This is a genomic window from Bradyrhizobium sp. 141 (genome assembly GCF_023074055.1).
Lineage (GTDB): Bacteria > Pseudomonadota > Alphaproteobacteria > Rhizobiales > Xanthobacteraceae > Bradyrhizobium.
Genome location: NZ_JADPKR010000114.1, coordinates 21,469 through 38,518, shown reverse-complemented (window position 1 = coordinate 38,518; position 17,050 = coordinate 21,469). Strand labels below are relative to the sequence as shown.

Annotated in this window: 18 protein-coding genes and 1 pseudogene; 7 read left to right on the top strand and 12 right to left on the bottom strand. The window is 63.2% G+C overall.

Annotation, left to right across the window (positions count from 1 at the left end; genetic code table 11):
• Positions 1-13: 13 nt before the first annotated feature.
• From IVA81_RS38120 to IVA81_RS38105, 4 genes and pseudogenes are all read right to left on the bottom strand, one after another.
• The gene (locus IVA81_RS38120) at positions 14-1,090 is read right to left on the bottom strand and encodes a BMP family ABC transporter substrate-binding protein (RefSeq protein WP_247327853.1); all 1,077 of its coding nucleotides are present in this window, start codon (positions 1,088-1,090) and stop codon (positions 14-16) included.
• A gap of 77 nt (positions 1,091-1,167) precedes the next feature.
• Positions 1,168-2,085, bottom strand: coding sequence for an ABC transporter permease (locus IVA81_RS38115; RefSeq protein WP_247327852.1), 918 nt, complete (start codon positions 2,083-2,085; stop codon positions 1,168-1,170).
• Positions 2,072-3,163, bottom strand: a complete 1,092-nt coding sequence (locus IVA81_RS38110) for an ABC transporter permease (RefSeq protein ID WP_247327842.1) — start codon at positions 3,161-3,163, stop codon at positions 2,072-2,074. Before IVA81_RS38110 ends, IVA81_RS38115 begins: the two co-directional genes overlap by 14 nt.
• A pseudogene (locus IVA81_RS38105) lies at positions 3,147-4,718 on the bottom strand (ABC transporter ATP-binding protein). Before IVA81_RS38105 ends, IVA81_RS38110 begins: the two are co-directional and overlap by 17 nt.
• Before the next feature lie 569 nt (positions 4,719-5,287).
• Between IVA81_RS38105 and IVA81_RS38100 the strand changes: the two are divergent.
• On the top strand, positions 5,288-6,391 hold the full coding sequence (locus IVA81_RS38100; protein ID WP_247327840.1) for a hypothetical protein: 1,104 nt from the start codon (positions 5,288-5,290) through the stop codon (positions 6,389-6,391).
• Between the two features lie 185 nt (positions 6,392-6,576).
• Here the strand turns inward: IVA81_RS38100 and IVA81_RS38095 are convergent, their stop codons facing one another.
• Positions 6,577-7,059 carry a nucleoside deaminase gene (locus IVA81_RS38095; protein ID WP_247327838.1) on the bottom strand — a complete coding sequence of 161 codons (483 nt, stop codon included), beginning with the start codon at positions 7,057-7,059 and terminating at the stop codon, positions 6,577-6,579.
• Positions 7,060-7,292: 233 nt separating this feature from the next.
• On the opposite strand from IVA81_RS38095, the gene IVA81_RS38090 reads away from it, so the two are divergent.
• Positions 7,293-8,666: a hypothetical protein gene (locus IVA81_RS38090; protein ID WP_247327836.1), complete on the top strand. Its 1,374-nt coding sequence runs from the start codon at positions 7,293-7,295 to the stop codon at positions 8,664-8,666.
• Positions 8,667-8,722: 56 nt separating this feature from the next.
• Here the strand turns inward: IVA81_RS38090 and IVA81_RS38085 are convergent, their stop codons facing one another.
• A complete protein-coding gene (locus IVA81_RS38085) occupies positions 8,723-8,944 on the bottom strand; it encodes a hypothetical protein (protein WP_247327834.1) in 222 nt (73 codons plus the stop codon).
• A gap of 348 nt (positions 8,945-9,292) precedes the next feature.
• On the opposite strand from IVA81_RS38085, the gene IVA81_RS38080 reads away from it, so the two are divergent.
• Positions 9,293-9,475, top strand: coding sequence for a hypothetical protein (locus tag IVA81_RS38080; RefSeq protein WP_247327833.1), 183 nt, complete (start codon positions 9,293-9,295; stop codon positions 9,473-9,475).
• 33 nt (positions 9,476-9,508) lie between these two features.
• Here the strand turns inward: IVA81_RS38080 and IVA81_RS38075 are convergent, their stop codons facing one another.
• The 3 genes from IVA81_RS38075 to IVA81_RS38065 all read right to left on the bottom strand — a co-directional run bounded on the left by IVA81_RS38075 (position 9,509) and on the right by IVA81_RS38065 (position 12,186).
• Positions 9,509-10,885 carry a VWA domain-containing protein gene (locus tag IVA81_RS38075; RefSeq protein WP_247327829.1) on the bottom strand — a complete coding sequence of 459 codons (1,377 nt, stop codon included), beginning with the start codon at positions 10,883-10,885 and terminating at the stop codon, positions 9,509-9,511.
• Between the two features lie 5 nt (positions 10,886-10,890).
• Positions 10,891-11,838, bottom strand: coding sequence for a MoxR family ATPase (locus tag IVA81_RS38070; protein ID WP_247327828.1), 948 nt, complete (start codon positions 11,836-11,838; stop codon positions 10,891-10,893).
• A gap of 147 nt (positions 11,839-11,985) precedes the next feature.
• Positions 11,986-12,186, bottom strand: coding sequence for a hypothetical protein (locus IVA81_RS38065; protein WP_246930757.1), 201 nt, complete (start codon positions 12,184-12,186; stop codon positions 11,986-11,988).
• A 223-nt stretch (positions 12,187-12,409) separates the two neighbouring features.
• On the opposite strand from IVA81_RS38065, the gene IVA81_RS38060 reads away from it, so the two are divergent.
• Positions 12,410-13,384, top strand: a complete 975-nt coding sequence (locus tag IVA81_RS38060; protein ID WP_247327827.1) for a quinone oxidoreductase — start codon at positions 12,410-12,412, stop codon at positions 13,382-13,384.
• Between the two features lie 38 nt (positions 13,385-13,422).
• Here IVA81_RS38060 and IVA81_RS38055 read toward each other — a convergent pair whose 3' ends face one another.
• The gene (locus IVA81_RS38055; RefSeq protein ID WP_247327826.1) at positions 13,423-13,698 is read right to left on the bottom strand and encodes a hypothetical protein; all 276 of its coding nucleotides are present in this window, start codon (positions 13,696-13,698) and stop codon (positions 13,423-13,425) included.
• 107 nt (positions 13,699-13,805) lie between these two features.
• Positions 13,806-14,414: a S24 family peptidase gene (locus IVA81_RS38050; protein ID WP_247327824.1), complete on the bottom strand. Its 609-nt coding sequence runs from the start codon at positions 14,412-14,414 to the stop codon at positions 13,806-13,808.
• Between the two features lie 165 nt (positions 14,415-14,579).
• Here IVA81_RS38050 and IVA81_RS38045 point away from each other — a divergent pair, with 165 nt between their 5' ends.
• Together IVA81_RS38045 and IVA81_RS38040 are read left to right on the top strand one after the other, a co-directional pair.
• Positions 14,580-15,110 carry a GcrA family cell cycle regulator gene (locus IVA81_RS38045; RefSeq protein ID WP_247327822.1) on the top strand — a complete coding sequence of 177 codons (531 nt, stop codon included), beginning with the start codon at positions 14,580-14,582 and terminating at the stop codon, positions 15,108-15,110.
• 46 nt (positions 15,111-15,156) lie between these two features.
• Positions 15,157-15,732: a hypothetical protein gene (locus IVA81_RS38040; RefSeq protein WP_247327821.1), complete on the top strand. Its 576-nt coding sequence runs from the start codon at positions 15,157-15,159 to the stop codon at positions 15,730-15,732.
• 46 nt (positions 15,733-15,778) lie between these two features.
• On the opposite strand, the gene IVA81_RS38035 is transcribed toward IVA81_RS38040, so the two are convergent.
• Positions 15,779-16,135: a hypothetical protein gene (locus IVA81_RS38035; RefSeq protein ID WP_063202837.1), complete on the bottom strand. Its 357-nt coding sequence runs from the start codon at positions 16,133-16,135 to the stop codon at positions 15,779-15,781.
• Positions 16,136-16,791: 656 nt separating this feature from the next.
• Between IVA81_RS38035 and IVA81_RS38030 the strand changes: the two genes are divergently transcribed.
• Positions 16,792-16,977, top strand: a complete 186-nt coding sequence (locus IVA81_RS38030; RefSeq protein WP_100232833.1) for a hypothetical protein — start codon at positions 16,792-16,794, stop codon at positions 16,975-16,977.
• Positions 16,978-17,050: the final 73 nt, after the last annotated feature.

The following is a 17,050-nucleotide window of genomic DNA, read 5'->3' as shown; positions in this document are numbered from 1 at the left end:
AGCAAGAAGCGTGCTACTTGCCCGGCAGCTTGTCGTCGATGCCCTTGACGTAGAAATTCATGCCGAGGATCTGGCCGTCGTCGAGATGATCGCCGCCTTTGCACTCCACCGGCTTGCCGTCCTGCCCAACGATCGGGCACTTGAACGGATGCAACTTGCCCGCGGTGATCGCGGCCTGGGCATCCTCCGCCATCTTCTTCACCTCGTCGGGCATGTTGGTATAGGGCGCCATCGCAAACATGTGGCTGTCGAGGCCGCCCCAGCTGTCCTCGGACTTCCAGGTGCCGGCGAGCTCGGCCTTGACGCGTTCGATGTAATAGGGGCCCCAGGTGTCCAGGATCGAGGTGAGCTGGGTCTTGGGCCCGAACTTGATCATCTCGGAATCCTGGCCGAAGGCGAGCTTGCCGCGTTCGCTGGCAATCTGCATCGCGGCGGGCGAATCCGTGTGCTGCATGATGACGTCGGCGCCCTGGTCGATCAGCGCCTTGGCGGCGTCGGCCTCCTTGCCCGGGTCGAACCAGGTGTTGGCCCAGATGATCTTGACCTTGATGCCAGGGTTGATGGTCTGCGCCGCCAGCATCGTCGCGTTGATGCCGGAGACGACCTCCGGAATCGGGAATGAGCCGATATAGCCGAGCACGCCCGACTTCGACATCTTGGCCGCGATCAGGCCTTGAATGTAGCGGCCCTGCCACCATTTGGCCGAATAGGTCGACATGTTCGGATTGCGCTTGTAGCCGGTGGCATGCTCGAAATGCACGTTCGGATACTTCTTGGCGACCTTCAGCGTCGGGTCCATGTAGCCGAACGAGGTCGTGAAGATCAGCTTGTTGCCGGCGCGGACGAGCTGCTCGATGGAGCGCTCGGCATCGGGGCCTTCTGGCACGTTCTCGAGATAGGTGGTCTCGATCTTGTCGCCCAACTCCTTCACCAGCGCCTGCCGCGCGAGATCGTGCTGATAGGTCCAGCCGAGATCTCCGATCGGACCCAGATAGATGAAGCCGACCTTCAGCTTGTCGGCGGCGGAGGCCGCACTGACGCTCCCGGCAAGCAAGAGCCCGGTAGCCAGCGCGAGAAATAATTTCCTCATCATCGATCTCCATACATCAGGGGAAAGCCACGATCGGCAACGCGCGCGCCCCATCGCGCGCGTCGCGGAAATGAAACTCAGCGGTCAGGTACGAACACGGTGCCGAGCGCGGCCGGTGCGGTCGAGCCGCCGCTGCGCGCGCGGGAGAGCATCACCAGAACGATGATGGTCGCGAGATAAGGCAGCGCCGACATGAACTGCGAGGGGATGCCGACGCCCCAGCCCTGGGCGTGCAATTGCAGGATCGTCACCGCGCCGAAGAGGTAGGCGCCGACCACGAGCCGGCCCGGCCGCCAGGACGAGAACACCACCAGCGCCAGCGCGATCCAGCCGCGGCCCGCGGTCATGCCGGGAATGAAGAACGGCGTATAGGCGAGCGGCAGATAAGCGCCGGCAAGACCGGCGCAGGCGCCGCCGAACATCACGGCGAAGGTGCGGATACGCAGCACGGGATAGCCGAGCGCATGCGCGGAAACGTGATTGTCGCCGCAGGCGCGCAGGATCAATCCCGCCCGCGTGCGGTACAGGAACCACCAGACGCCGACGACGAGTGCAATGGAGACGTAGACGAAGGCGTCCTCGCCGAACAGCACGCGGCCGACCAGCGGGATGTCGGTGAGGCCTGGAATGGAGAGGTGAACTGCAGGGGTGATGCGCTCGCCGACGAACCGGGCGCCGATCAGTCCGGACAGCCCGACGCCGAGGATGGTCAGCGCGAGACCCGTCGCGACCTGGTTGACGGCGAGCCCGAGGGCCATCAACGCGAAGATCAGCGACATCATCGTGCCCGCGACGATGCCGAACAGCGCGCCAATGAAGATCGATCCGGTAAGCCAGGCGCCGGCGAAGCCGCAGGCCGCGCCAACGATCATCATGCCCTCGACGCCGAGGTTGAGCACGCCGGAGCGCTCGGTCACCAGCTCGCCGGTCGCGGCGATCAGGAGCGGCGTGGACGCCGCGAGCACTGCGAGGATGATGGCCTCAACCAGCTCCACGGGGCACCTGTCGGTTCGAGGACACGAGCTTGAAGCGATAGAGGATGAGGGAATCGCAGGCGAGCACGTAGAACAGCAAAATACCCTGAAACACCTTGGTGACGTCCAACGGGATCTTCATCGCGATCTGGGCCTGCTCGCCGCCGATAAAGGTCAAGGCAAGGAAGAGGCCTGCAATTAATATTCCAACCGGGTTCAGCCGACCAAGGAATGCAACAATGATCGCGGTAAAGCCGTAGCCGGGCGAGATGCCGGGCTGGAGATGCCCGACGGGCCCCGCGACCTCGATGATGCCGGCGAGACCTGCGAGCGCGCCCGAGACCGCGAAGGTCAGGATGATCAGCTGGTTGGCGTTGAAGCCGCCGAACCGTGCTGCACGGGGCGCGGCACCGACCACGCGAATCTCGAACCCCTTGATGGTGCGAGCGAGCAGGATCGCCGCTGCCGCGACGACGAGCAGGGCGATGATCGAGCCGAGATGCAGCCGGCCGCCCTCGATCAGCAGCGGGACCGTCGCGACCGGGTCGAACTCGGCCGTGGTCGGGAAGTTGAAGCCGTGCGGATCGCGCCAGGGGCCGCGCACGAGATAGTCGAGGAAGAGGTCGGCGACATAGACCAGCATCAGACTGGTCAGGATCTCGCTGGCGCCGAACTTCACCTTGCAGATCGCTGGGATCAGCGCATAGAGCGCGCCTGCGGCCGCGGCGAGCACGAGCATGGCCGGCAGCACCCAGGCGCCGGCGTCGGTGCCTTGCGTCCTCACCGCAATCCAGCTTCCGGCCACCGCGCCGATCAGGAATTGCCCCTCGGCGCCGATGTTCCAGGCATTGGCGAGATAGCACAGCGATAGCCCGATCGCGATCATCACCAGCGGCGTTGCCTTCACCGCGATCTCCTGGAGCGAATAGCCGTCGGTCAAGGGCGCGATGAAATAGGCGTGCAAGGCGAGCAGCGGATTCTTGCCGAGAATCGCGAAGAGGATGACCATGGTCACGATCGTGAGGCCGATCGCGAGCAGTGGCGAGACGAGGGCGATCGTGCCAGAGCGTTCGGCGCGCTTCTCAAGCACCAACTGCATGCGCGGCCTCCTTCGGCTCCAGGCTGCTGCCGCCCATCAGCAGGCCGAGCTTTTCGCGGCTCGCCTCGCTCGTGGCGAGCGGCGCTGACAGCTTGCCGTGGAACATGACGGCGATGCGGTCGGCGATCTCGGCGAGTTCGTCCAGATCCTGGCTGGTCACGAGCACGGCGGCGCCTGCGGTTGCGAGATCAAGCAGCGCCTGGCGGATCACGGCGGCGGCGCCGGCATCGACGCCCCAAGTCGGCTGGCTCACCACCAGCACCGCAGGGTTGCGCAGGATCTCGCGTCCCACGATGAACTTCTGCAAATTGCCGCCGGAGAGGGATGCTGCTTCAGGATCGCGCTTGGCCTTGCGCACATCGAACGTCTCGGTCGCACGGTCGACGGTCTTCAGCGTGGCGGCGGTGTCGATAAAGCCGCGATGGACCATGCCGCTCGCGGCATGCCCGGTGAGCAGCGCGTTTTCCGATAGCTTCATGCGTGGTGCGGTGCCGTGGCCGAGCCGCTCCTCGGGAACGAAGGCGGCACCCAGCCTGCGCCGCTGCGTGATCGAGAGATGGCCGGCGGCAATGCCTTCGATCACGACGGTGCCGGGATCCTTCGCGAGTCGTTCGCCGGAGAGCGCGGCGAACAGCTCATCCTGGCCGTTGCCGGCGACGCCGGCGATGCCGAGGATCTCGCCGCCCTTCAGCTCAAACGAAATGTGCTCGAGCCGAACGCCATGTGCCTCGCTCGGTGCGAGTGAAAGATCGTTGACGACGAGCCGCGGCACGGTGGTCTTCCGGCTGGATGCGGCCTTCACTTCCCTAATCTCGCCGCCGACCATCATGCGCGCGAGCGATGCGGCGGTCTCGAGCCTTGGATTGCAGGTCGCGACCTTCCTGCCGCCGCGCAGGATCGTTGCGGTGTCGCAGAGCCGCTTCACCTCCTCGAGCTTGTGGCTGATGTAGAGGATGGCGCGGCCTTCGGCCTTGAGTCGCTCCAGCACGATGAAGAGCTGATCGGCTTCCTGCGGTGTCAAGACGGCGGTGGGCTCGTCGAGGATGAGGAATTTCGGATCCTGCATCAATGCGCGGACGATCTCGATGCGCTGACGCTCGCCGACCGACAATTGCCAGACCTCGCGCCGGGGATCGAGCGGCAGGCCATAGATCTTCGACACCTGCTCCAGACGCGCCGACATGTCCTTGAAGGATTCTCTTCCGTCGAGGCCGAGCGCGACGTTCTCGGCGACGGTGAGATTGTCGAACAGCGAGAAATGCTGGAACACCAGGCCGATGCCGCGGCGGCGTGCTTCCGACGGGCCGGACAGCACGATGCGTTCGCCCTGCCAGCGAATCTCGCCGGCGCTGGGCTGGATCAGCCCGTAGATCGCCTTGACCAGGGTGGACTTGCCGGCGCCGTTCTCGCCCAGCAGCGCGTGGATTTCCTTCGGCCAGATATCGATGTCGATGGAATCGTTGGCGAGGAAATCGCCTTAGCGTTTGGTGAGCCCGATCGCCCGCAGCAGCGGGGACTCGCCGGAATGCAGGCCTTTGGACGTCGGATCTAACATTCGCTGATGCGCTTGCATGGGATGGAGTGCCTCAATACTGGGCTAGTTTGTGCCGCCGCGTAAGATGCGAAAAAGCGTCATCCCTTGCTCAACGCTTCGGCAAGCATGGCAGTGCCGGGAAGACGCGTCGTTTTCGAGCGACGATCGCCGCAAGCAGCGTCGGACGGGCTGGCGCAATCGCGGCTTCCAATGGCGTCTGTTGCAAATTTGTGACGGTTCAAACCAATTCGGAACCCGCTGTGCAGGCTTGACGCCAAGTTGAGCAATCCTGCGTCGGTCTCTCCATGCTCTGAAGAGCCGCGGCCGCGCCAAGCGCTCCGACCCGGCGGTTCATCGGGCAGAGGTCCGAAAATCCGAACAAAAACAATCGGGAATGTTTGGCAATGACGATCATGCCGTGCGCGCTCGCCGCGTGTAGGAGCTCGGCAGTGTCCGGCGATCAATCGCCGCGTGCTGCCGAAGCAAGCGGCACGTCATGTGAAAAGTTGAGGCTTCTCACTCCGGGAGATCGGCGCAAGTGTCGCACCCAAGGGCGTTCGTTGACGTGTCCAAACTTGGGGGTATTCAGGATGTCGTTTCGTTTCAAGGCAATGGCAGCAGCGGCGCTGTCACTTGCTACGCTGGCCACCGGTGGCCTGGCTCAGGCGGCGGATCTGCCGGTCAAGGCGGCCAAGAAGGCGCCGGACCTTCCGTTCTTCCTGGTGATCGATAACCGCGTCACCTTCTCGTACATCTTCAACGCCTCTCAGCCCGGTGCGTGGTCGTTCCGGCCGGATGGGTCGATCGACAGCAAGACCACCAAGCAGGTCTATTCGTTCACGCATTTCGATCTATGGGCGTATGGCACGAACTTCTTCACCATCTCGATGTTCAAGTCCGATCACAACGACCCGGCCGGGCCCTGCACCAACGCGGGCACGATCTTCGGGGCGCCGGCCTCGTGCGCCGGGGCAACGGAGATCTATGGGCTGTTCCGCTCGACCTTCGGCTGGAATGAGCTCTTCAACACCAAGGCCTTCAGTGCGGGGCCGCTTCACAACATCTCGTTCGAGGTCGGCATGGATGCCAATACCGAGAACAGGTATTTCGGCGCCGCCAAGCGCGACGTCGTCGGCGGTCTGCAGTTTGCGTTCGATCTGCCCTACAAGGGCTACATCAACGTCGCGCCGCTGGTCTATTGGGAGTTCGCCAACCACAATTCCTTCAGCCAGTGCGGCCTGTTCGGTCCGGGCGTTCCCGGCGTCACGTGTCTTGCGGACGGCAACACCTCGTTCAAGCCGACCTGGGCCGTCGAGATCAATTACTACATGGATCTCGGCTTCCTGCCGCCGAGCATGCAATATTTCTCGATCAGCGGCCGCGCCGGCTGGTACGGCAAGAAGGGCACCGACACCGAACCGCTTCCCTACAGCCCGGCGAACGGCGTCTACAACACGGCGGTGGAGTTGAACTCGGAGCCGATCCGCCTGACCTTCGACGCCTCGAAGGCGGCCTGGGGTGACAAGTACTCCCACTTCGTAGACGTCTGGGTGGCTTACCGCTACTGGCAGAACAAGTTCGGGCTCGATCACAACCTCGCCGTCGGCTGTACCACGGCCGTCGGTGGCCGGACGGTGAGCACCGGGTCCTGCACCGAATCCTCGCTCTACTCCGGTATCTCCGTGAAGTTCTGACCGGTTGGGGTCTCAGGGTTCGATGGCGCCGCGTGGAAATGCGCGGCACCATTTGCGCTTGCCAAGAGTGCTCTCGTAGGGTGGGCAAAGCGAAGCGTGCCCACCATATCTGCTGCGGTGTTGGGATAGATGGTGGGCACGGCGCAAATGCGCCTTTGCCCACCCTACGGTAGCGGTTCAAACATCTACTTCGTCCACGCGCCGTCGTGCAGCGCTTCGGCTTCCTCTTCGAGCAGCGGACCAACGACCTCGGTCGGTCGCTGGCCGCTGGCAAAGACCTCGCGGCACGGCAGGTCGAGCGTCGGGTTCTCCGGATGGTTGCCGGTGACGCCGCGCAGGCGATGCTCGCTGAGGCCGTAGACGACGCGACCGATGCCGGCCCAGTAGATGGCGCCGGCGCACATCGCGCAGGGCTCTGCCGAGGAATAGAGCGTCGCCGTCGCCAGCACCTCGCGGCCGAGTGTGCGGCAGGCCTGGGTGGCCGCGAGACGTTCGGCATGCGCGGTGCCGTCGCGATCCGGCATGTAGCCGTTCTCGGCCTCGATCAGCACCTTGTCGTCCGCGACGACGATGCAGCCGAACGGATGATTGCCATGGGTGAGGGAGCGGCGGGCGACCGCAAAGGACAGGCGCAGAAAGTGTTCGTCGCGTTCGGATGCGCCGGCCATCAATCCTCCGCGTCAGTGTTCCGCCATGTGCCGGCCGACCGCGGCGAGATCGGCGTCGCTGGTCCGTGCTTCATACACGAATTCGGGTGAACATCACCACCGGCCGATCGGGGATTGTCGCCCTGGGCAGGTCGAAAATGCCCCGCCGGAGCCCGGAAAGTCATCTGGGAGAAATACGAATCAGGCAAAACTCTGGATGATGGCCGCACCATCGGAGTTACCCTAGCCCACATATGAATAGCGATATCTCGTTGCCCTCAAATCGCGGAAACCGATTCTACCAAGGTGTGGCCGCGACGTTTTTCGCCAACGCCCTCCAGGCGGTCAATTTTCTCGGGGATCGATTCCTGAGAAAATCGCGTCATTCGTTGTCGGCCATCGAGGACCTTTACCGGCACTCGATGGACAGCGCCTTTTCGGTAACCGAGGCCTTCCTCGTCACGGGCGCACCACACGCATCCGCCTACTATCCCCGTGACTTCGCCTGGTTCTATCCTGATGTCCTCGACCCCGAAACCATCATGGACGCACAAGACGCGGTGCGGCGGGCTCGGCTGCTCGACAAGAGCATCCGTTTGTTGCTGGAGGCGGTTCGCGCCGACGTCGTCACGACGACCATCGTCCCGGCTGGGCGTGGTCGATATCTCGGCGTGAATTACTTCTCGCGTCCGTCGGATACGCTGCTCGGCATTCTGGCCGGCCTGCAGCAGATGATCTCCGCCGATCAGAGGGCGCCGTCCTATCTGGCGACGTCCCAATGCGCCCATGCCGGCCGCCTGCTGCTGGGAGAATATGGCGGTGACCTGAAGCGTGCGATCCTGCAGCTCGCAAGCGAGCTCGAGCCGCTCGACGATGGCGGCAGCAGGTGTTTACTCTGTGACGTAAATGCACCTCGCTCCGCTGCAACGGATACCCGTGCCGAGCGCCGGCGTTTCGTGACCAATGCTTGCGTCCATACGACCTTCGTGTGGAGCGTACAGCTCGGTATCGTCGACGAGAACGAGTTGAAGCGGCTGCTCGGGTGCGACCTTGCGCAGTACAAGAAGCATCTGCTCCGCCTGTTCGGCAGGGACGGATACGTCAGGCATTCCCTGGATGGTCCGGCGAGCTCACCGGTGTCCTCAGTGGCGCTGGATTTCGTCAGCGTGCATCGCGGCTTCTGGGATATGAACGATGCGAGCGAGCGGGCACTGTTCGCCGCCACGGCGGATCTCATCATTGCGGAGCCGCGCTTTCGCATCCCCAGCACGTTCCACTTCCTGGTGTCCGCGGATAATCCGCGGAACAAGATGATCCACAAGATTGCGGCTCCCGCCTATCAGGGACGTTCCTCCTGGCCGACGTTCAACGTCGAATTCGCGGATCGCATGCTGGACTATGACGAATCCTCGGGGAGCGAGACCTACCGTTCCTGCGCCCAGGGAATATTGAAGGACATTCGTACCGCAACCGAGCTCCACGGCGGATATCAGGAGTTGATCTCCGAGCAGGGTCTGAAATATCGCACCTGGGCCTATAAGGGCGCGGTGGCTCACTCCTGGTTTCCGCGTTTCCTGTCCGTCTGGAGAAGAGCGTATGGATCGCCGCTCCTCCAGTGGAATGACTGACTTGCTCGGTGATGTGCCAGCGGGGGAATGGCGCGCAGATGATCAGCGCGAAGCTGTCACGCCACGAGATCCAGCAGCCGGCACGATCCGCGCACGAGCACCTTGCGGCCGGCCGGCGTCATCGCAGGCACGCCGTCATTGATGACAACGAGGCCGAGTTCGACGAGGCTTGCGACGAGATAGGGCTTCGAGAGGCGTCCGTTCGACGGCGGGTTGCGAAGTGTGCGCAGAGCTTCCCATTGGTCCGGCGCAAGTTCGAAGTCGGAATCGTTGCTCATGTTGCCTCAAGTGATAGTGCGCGTTGGCGCCTCTGTTAGCGACGCTGCATGAAGACCGTGCGACGACAATGAGTCGGGAATTCGGTGAGCTGTTTAGAACTTCTCTTCACAAATTGCCGCAGTTCGTTGCGACACGAGAGCTCGATCGCTCAATCGCGAACATTGTCCCGCACCGCGATCACTAATTGATGATCCGCAGTTGATGCTGCGCTGCAAGCGGCTGCAGTGCACGGGAAGTATCGCTGTCCCATTCTGCGACGCGAGATGCCTGGAAATCATGAGGCGAGCAATCCGGGTTCTGTTACGTTGATTCGCGGGGAATGACTTCACGCGCCAGGAGTGGAGTGCATGAACAGGCTGGTTGAAATTCGCAGTCAGGAATCCCTATGCCGGGAGCGTGCGGCGCGCGATTTTGAGCGCCGGATTTTCTGGCTCGCGCAAGCCCAGGAATGGGAGCAGCGTGCGCTCGACGAAATTGCCTATCACTTCCGGGAGTGTAATGTCGGCCAGGCGGAGCTTGCGCGAAACTGACGTTTCGCAACTGAGGTTGGCCGCGAGCGAGACCTACTGATAAGTCGCCACGATATCGGACACGGCGCGCTCGAGCTGTTGCGCGGTGGCGCATTGACGTACGACGCTGCAAAAGGTCGCGTAGCGCGGCATCTCGGAATCGCCAAAGCCCCAGGCGAGCCGTCCTTCGGGATTGAGCCAGACCAGCCGCTTCGAGCGCTCGGAGATGCGGCGCAGGATGTCGGCACGCGGGTCGAGATTGTTGCTGCGGGCATCGCCGAGCACGATCACCGTGGTTTGCGGCGTCAGCGCGCTCATGAAGTCCTTCTCGAAATCGACCAGCGAAGAACCGTAATCGGACGAGCCGAAGCCGACCTTGGACATGATCTCGGCCATCGCCTCTTCCGGCGAGTTCTTCTCCAGGATCTCGCTGACCTCGATCATGTGCGAGGAGAAGGCGAAGGAGCGGACGTCGTCGACCACCTCGTGCAGCGAGTGGATCAGGAGCAGGAAGAAGTCGGAGACCTGCGCGACCGAGCCGGAGACGTCGCAGAGCGCCACGATCTTCGGCCGGTCGCGATGCTTGCGCTTCCATGCGGTCAGGAAGGGTACGCCGCCCCAGGCCGCATTGCGGCGGAGCGTGCGGCGGACGTCGAGATGGCCGCGGCGCTGGCGCTTGCGCGGCTTCGAATAGCGCTCGCGCAGGCGGCGCGCGATCTGGCGGATGAGGGCGCGCATCTCAGCAACCTGGCGACGCTCGATGCGCGCGAGCGGCGCGTTGCGCAGGATCTCGTTGCGGAGATTTTCGGCCTCCTCGCGGGCATAGAGGGCAAGCCCCTGGGAGACCGTGTCGCGCACCGCTTCGCGCAGCGCATCGAGCGCAGCGCGCAGACGCTCGGCCAGTGCCGGGTTGGTCGCGGTCAGCTCGTCGAGATCGTCGCGCAACCGCTGGAGGCCCATGGCGTCGAGGATGCGGCTGGAGAAGATTCCGCGCTGGGTGGAGTAACGGATGTCGGAGAGGGAGGCAGCCCCGGAGGCGCTGGCGATGGCGGCTGCGATCGCATTGCGGTCCTGCGACAGCAGCATCTGCGCAAGCTGGCCCAATTCCTGGGGAGGCTGGCTTTCGCCCGGCTCGCCGGCCGCCTCGGAGGAGGGCGACTGATCCGAATCCTGCGAAGTGTCGTCGCTGTCGGCTTCGGGCTGATCCTGTCGCGGCTCCGGCTGGCTGAAGAACAGGTCAAAACAGTCGCCGAGTGCGAGCTTCTCGTCCTGGGATTTGGCGAGCGTCAGCAGCAGTGAATCGCGCAGGATGGCCCGGTCGGAAAAGCCGACCTGCTTGACCGCGCGCATTGCATCGATGCTCTCCGCAGGCGAGACGTGAACGCCGACGCCCCGTGCTGCCCGAAAGAAACGATGGAGGTTCTCGCGCATCGGCGTCAACCGAAGACGTTGGACCGTGCCGCCTTGGCAATGAAGGTCGTCACCTGCGGCCTTGCTGCCTCGATGTCGGCTTCGTATTTCAGGAGCACGTTGAGCGTGTCCTTGACGATATCGGTGTCGAGCTCCGACGCCTGGAGCAGCACCAGGACGCGCGCCCAGTCGATGGTCTCGCTGACCGAGGGAAGCTTCTTCAGATCGAGCGAGCGGATCTCGTGGATGAAGCCGACCATCTGCCGGCGCAGCGTCTGCGAGATGCCGGGCACGCGGCTTTCGACGATGCGCTCCTCGAGCCGCTGCTCGGGGAAGCCGATATGCAGATGCAGGCAGCGGCGCTTCAAGGCGTCGCCGAGGTCGCGCTCGCTGTTGGAGGTGAGGATCACGGTCGGCGGCGTGATCGCCGAGACAGTGCCGAGCTCGGGGATCGTGACCTGGAAGTCGGACAGGATCTCCAGCAGCAGCGATTCAAATTCCGCGTCCGACTTGTCGATCTCGTCGATCAGCAGAACGCAGCCACCCGGCTGCTCCAGCGCCTGGAGCAGGGGGCGCGGCTCGACGAATTCCTTGGAGAAGAACACGTCGCCGAAATCGTGGAGCTGGTCGAGCGCGGCATGCAGGGTCTGCGCGCCGCCCAAGACCTCGCCGAGCTTGTCCTTGAGGATTTGGGTGTAGAGAAGCTGCTTGGCGTATTTCCACTCGTAGAGCGCCTTGGCCTCGTCGAGGCCCTCGTAGCATTGCAGGCGGATCATCTTCATGCCGCGCCAGGCCGCGATCGCCTTGGCAAGCTCGGTCTTGCCGACGCCCGCGGGGCCCTCGACCAGGATCGGCTTCTCGATCTGCTGCGACAAATAGACGGCGGTCGCGATCTGCCGGCTCGCGATATAGCCCTGCGCGGCGAGGCCGCTCTCCACTGCCTCGATCGAGGTCGAGGCCTTCTGTTCAGCCACGAAAGGGCGCTCCCAAAGGTCTTGCTTGAGGCTTGTTCTGCCTGCGTTCCCGGCAAAGAACAAGCCTCGTTTGGGAGGCACCAGACCCGCGCGGACCGCGCTTTTTCCGCTTAGCGCAAATAGTCGAGCGGTTCGCCGTTCGCGCAATCAGTGCCGCAGCAGCTCCGGCTTGCGGATGGTCTGTCTGACCTCGGCACCGCAATCGGCGCATTCATAGACGAAGTCGATCTTGGCAAGGCTCCAATGCGGTTCGACCTCGCGCACATACATCGGCAGGAACCCCATGCAGGAGGGGCAATTCACGGGCGCGATTTCGACATCCTGATGATGCTGTACATATGCTGGCATCTCGGCTCTCCTTCGCAGACGACCACCAAACCCGCGCGGAAAGCTACTGCCGGTTGCTCCGGGCGCGTCATCAACTCTTTCGAACGGAGATGGAACGGCGGAGGTTTGTCGCTCGCTGTGACATTCTTGTTACGGGTCCGTACTGTAACGGGCGGACTGAATGCCTATTTCTGCGGCCAATCCGGCTCTTCGGATCTCACCCAACGATAAGGGAGCAACGCCGATGACGCATGCCATTCGCTTTCACAAGACCGGCGGTCCGGAAGTCCTGGTCTGGGAGGAGGTCAGCGTCGGCAAGCCCGGACCGGGCGAGGCGCGCATCCGCCACACCGCCGTCGGTCTCAACTTCGTCGACATCTACAACCGCTCGGGCCTTTACCCGGCGCAACTGCCGAGCGGGCTCGGCAGCGAGGCGGCCGGAATCGTCGAGGAGGTCGGCCCAGGTGTCGCCGATCTGAAGCCGGGCGATCGTGTCGCTTATGGCGCCTCGCCGCTCGGTGCCTATTCCGAGGCGCGGCTGATCCCTGCGGACCGCCTGCTGAAGTTGCCCGACGGCGTCGACGACAAGACTGCGGCGGCGATGATGCTCAAGGGGCTCACCACGCAATATCTGATCCGGCAGACCTATCGGGTGAAGGCCGGCGATACCATCCTGCTGCATGCCGCTGCCGGCGGCGTCGGTCTGATCCTGGGCCAGTGGGCCAAGCACCTCGGCGCGACCGTGATCGGCACCGTCAGCAATGACGAAAAGGCCAAGCTTGCCAAGGCGCATGGCTGCGACCATGTCATCATCTACACGCGCGAGGATTTCGTGAAGCGGGTCGACGAGATCACGGGCGGCAAGAAGGTCCCCGTGGTCTATGACTCCGTCGGTAAGGACACGTTCCTGAAATCGCTGGATTGCCTCGCGCCGCTCGGCGTCGCTGCGCTGTTCGGTGCGTCCTCCGGCGCGGTCGAGCCGCTCAATCTCGGCCTGCTGGCCCAGAAAGGCTCGCTCTACGTCACCCGGCCGACGCTGTTCACCTACGCCGCCAAGCGCGAAAATCTGGTCGCGATGGCGAATGAGCTGTTCGACGTCGTCAAGTCCGGTGCGGTCAAGATCGAGGTGCGCCAGACCTATCCGTTGAAGGACGCCGCAAAGGCGCATGCCGATCTCGCCGCGCGCAAGACCACGGGATCGACCGTCCTTCTGGTGTAATGTCCGGCCGGACGGTGGCGCAGGCTATCCGGTCTGCGTCACGTCCGTTCGTGCTTGCGCAGATCGCGGACGTGATCGAGGCTGGATGCCTGGAGGTCGACATCCTCTGGCGGGATCTGGGGCAGGGCGGCCTCGGTCAGGATGGCCTCGGTGACGTCCTCGACCGAATTCTCTGCAATTTCGTGGATGAACGACACATTCTGGTATTCACCCGAGGCGATGCGGGAGATGACCTCACGCCTCGTGATCTCAGGATCGACGACGGCCTCGCGGCCTCGTCGTCCATAGTCGATCATCACGACGAAATACTGCATGACAACAACTCTACCGCGCCGTTGCGGGAGCGCGGCAGAGTATTTCCGAAAAACGGAATCAAGTCAAGCTCGATTTCCAAAAAATCGAAATCGGTTGACTGGGGCGCTCACTTCCCCTTCTTGCGAGGGCGCGCCGATTTCGCGCGCAGCCGCTCAAGCTGCCCTTTGGGCATCGACAGGCAGATCTCCCCGACCCACTCCAGCTTCACGCCGACGATCGGCTTGGCATTGAAGCTGGTGAGATTGACGACGGACGGGCTTTTCCCCCGCTCGATGGTCTTCAAATAGCGTTCGCCGGTCTTGAGCCGGACCGCGGCCTCTTCGCCGTAGAAGCTCGACAGCGGATGGCGCTGGTCCTTGTAGACCACGATCACGTCGCCGCTTTCGTATTTGGGCAGCATCGAATCGCCCACGATCTCGAATGCGACGGTCTCTTCCATGATCGGGAAGGGCAGCGCGATATCGCCGAGCCCCTCCGGCGGAACCTGCTCATAATCCGGCTCGATCACGGCACCGGCGCCGACGCGGCCCATGATCGGCGCGAGATTGAGCTCGAGATATTCCATGATCGGAATGATTTCCGAGGCCTTCACCAGGCGTTCGCCGCCGAGGATTTCCGAGACCGCGCCGGGCCGCACGCCCATGGCCGCCGCCAGGCCGCCCTTGCTCTTGCCCGTCTTCTCCAGGCCCCGCTCGATCATTGCAACGTCCAACATGGTGATTCCCTCGATTGCGCACCGACTTGGCTCTTGTAATCCGAAATTCGGAATTATTGCAATTATGAATATCAGAATTATCACTTGACTCGATCTTCGGAATACCGGAATGTGTGTTTCGCCTCCGGTCGTTCGATGGGAGGAGGCGCATCACAGGACAGCAACATGGAACCGGGCCATTGGCCGTCGGAGCACTCCGACGCGCTTCGCGACTATTTTCTCAAAGGCATGTCTCACGCGGAGATCGGAAGACAGATTAACGCAAGGTTTGGAACGGCTTACACGCGCAACGCGGTGGCGGGCCGCGCCAAGCGGCTGGGACTCGCCGCGCCTGCGCGAATGACGAGCCCGTCGATCGTGCCGTCCTTGCCGGGCGAGGCCTGTCTGATTTCGCCGCGCCAGCCGGCATTACCGAGCCTGAATTTGCCGCCGAAATCCGCAATGGAGCCTGCGCGGCTCAAGTTGCGCTGCGTCGGCGTTCAGCCTCGCCTGATTCCGCTGGTCGAACTCGCGCGCCGCGACTGCCGCTATCCCTATGGCGGCGACAAGGACGGGGAGGAAATCACCTTCTGTGGCCATCCGCGCCAGCCGGGCTCCAGCTATTGCGCGCCGCATGCGCGCCTGACGCGCCGCTCTGGTGCTGCGTCCGCCCGCGCGCCCGGTCCGATTGTGCTGAGGCTGGTCTCGGCTGCCTGAGCTTGTGGCCCGTCGTTCCATCGATGATTTCGCAAGGAGTATCCGAGTGGCTCGTGTCCGACGCAATAAATCCTACAAATTGACGCAGATCTACGACCGGCGGTCCCGCGAGCTGCCGTTCAATGCCGAAGTGGCGGAGGTCGAGGTCGACAATCCGCTGGCGCTCGATTCCGGTGAGAAGATCGTGGCCATCCGGTCGATCCGTAGCGATCCCCTCGGCCGGCTGCAGGCACACCACCAGATCGACGAGGCGCAATACCGCGGCGGGCGTGCCTTCCAGAACGATTGGGAGAGGGCGGAGCGGGGTCCTCAGGCGATGGACCCGACCCGGGAATATGTCGATGGCGCGCGCACGCGTGAGCCCGTCACCGAGAGCCAGCGCCAGGCGGTGTTGCGGCTGAACCGGGTCGAGCGCGAACTCGGCACCGACGGCGCCGCGCTGGTGCACGACGTGCTGATACTGGGCCTGACCATGGATCAGATCGGGGAGCGTCGCGCCGTCCGGACGCAGCGCTGGAACGATTATTTTGCGCGGCGTTTTCGCGAATGTCTGGACCGGCTGGCGCTGCTCTATGGCTTTGCGACAGAAACGGGGACGCAACGGGCAGAGCGGCGCAGATGAATACGGCACGCCGGCGGCCTCGGCTGCCGGCGTGTCAGTCTGTTGCCTAGGGATGCGGTACGATCTGGTAAGGCGTGGTGTAGGGCTCGACGCGGAGCGAGGCATTTGCCAGAAGCCCGATCTTGGCGGTCGGCGCCTGCTGCAATTCCCCGCTCGGGCCGCGGTGCACATTGTATTGCCAGACGGTGAGATCGCCCTTCTGCGCCAGCGCGTGCGCAACCGCGCTGGCATCATTGCCGCCAAGCGCCTGGAGTTCCTCTGTCGATAACCCGACGACGATCTCGTCCTTGACGGTGATGATCTTGAACAGGTTCATCTTGGTCTCCTGCGCCCAGGCGCCTTGTATCGAGAGGGTGAAAAGCGCAGCCGCGGCGCCCTTGATGAGATCGCAGCGAGAAAGCATGCCGTCGTCCTTTGGTGCTGACGCGCGCCCGAATCGAAGAGTCTTCAGCCATGGCGCCGTCGTCTGCGTGGCCGTGTCGCAACGGCTTGGTCGTTCGCTCATGGACAACGGTTCATGGGCGGAAACATTTCCGGATCAATGAATCCCGAGGCGACAGCCGCGCCGAGATCAGGGGACGCTGGAGATCGGCTGCCAGATCAACCTTCATTTTGCCGCGATTACAACCGCCGTGGGCGGACGCAACAATTGCGTGTAAGCGCTGGAAAGCCGCTCATTCGCAGCCAGCGTCCATTCATATCGGAAACATGCCGAAACGTTGCGCCGATTGACAGCGACCGAGGCTGTGTGCGTGATTGATGCCGCTTCTTGACGCAGGTGGGTGACGGCGGTCGATATTCCTGTTATCCGGAATTGCCACGGTGCGATGCAGACGAAGCATCGCTGCAGCCATTGTTGGACTTGCCGGACGGGTTGTTGTTTGACATAATTGCAACCCTCTGGTTGAGCCTGTGGTTTGGGGACATGTCGTTCAGCGTGCCAACCGGTCGGGGCTATCCGGTCGAGAGTTCGTCGCGATAGGGTCCTGTTGTGGCGTCTTGTCATGGCGTTCGGTTCTTGAGTGGATCACGAAGGCCGATGCTTGTCATAGGTGCGAGATGAAAAACCTCAATTTCGCCGCTGAACTGCACCTCAAGCTCGGCGTGCCCGCAAGCGGTACGGTCGAAAGTCTGCGCCTGCTCCGTGCGTTCCTGAAGCTCGCGCCTCGACAGCGTTTCGAGGTCATCAAGCTGGTCGAAGACCTCGCCACCGAAGAAGCTCTTCCCGAGCACCCCTTGTCCTGAGCCCGGCCGCGCGCCGGCCTTACGCCGTCTCCTTCGTTTTCCCGCTACGTTTTCCTGCCGGAGCCGGACTGCC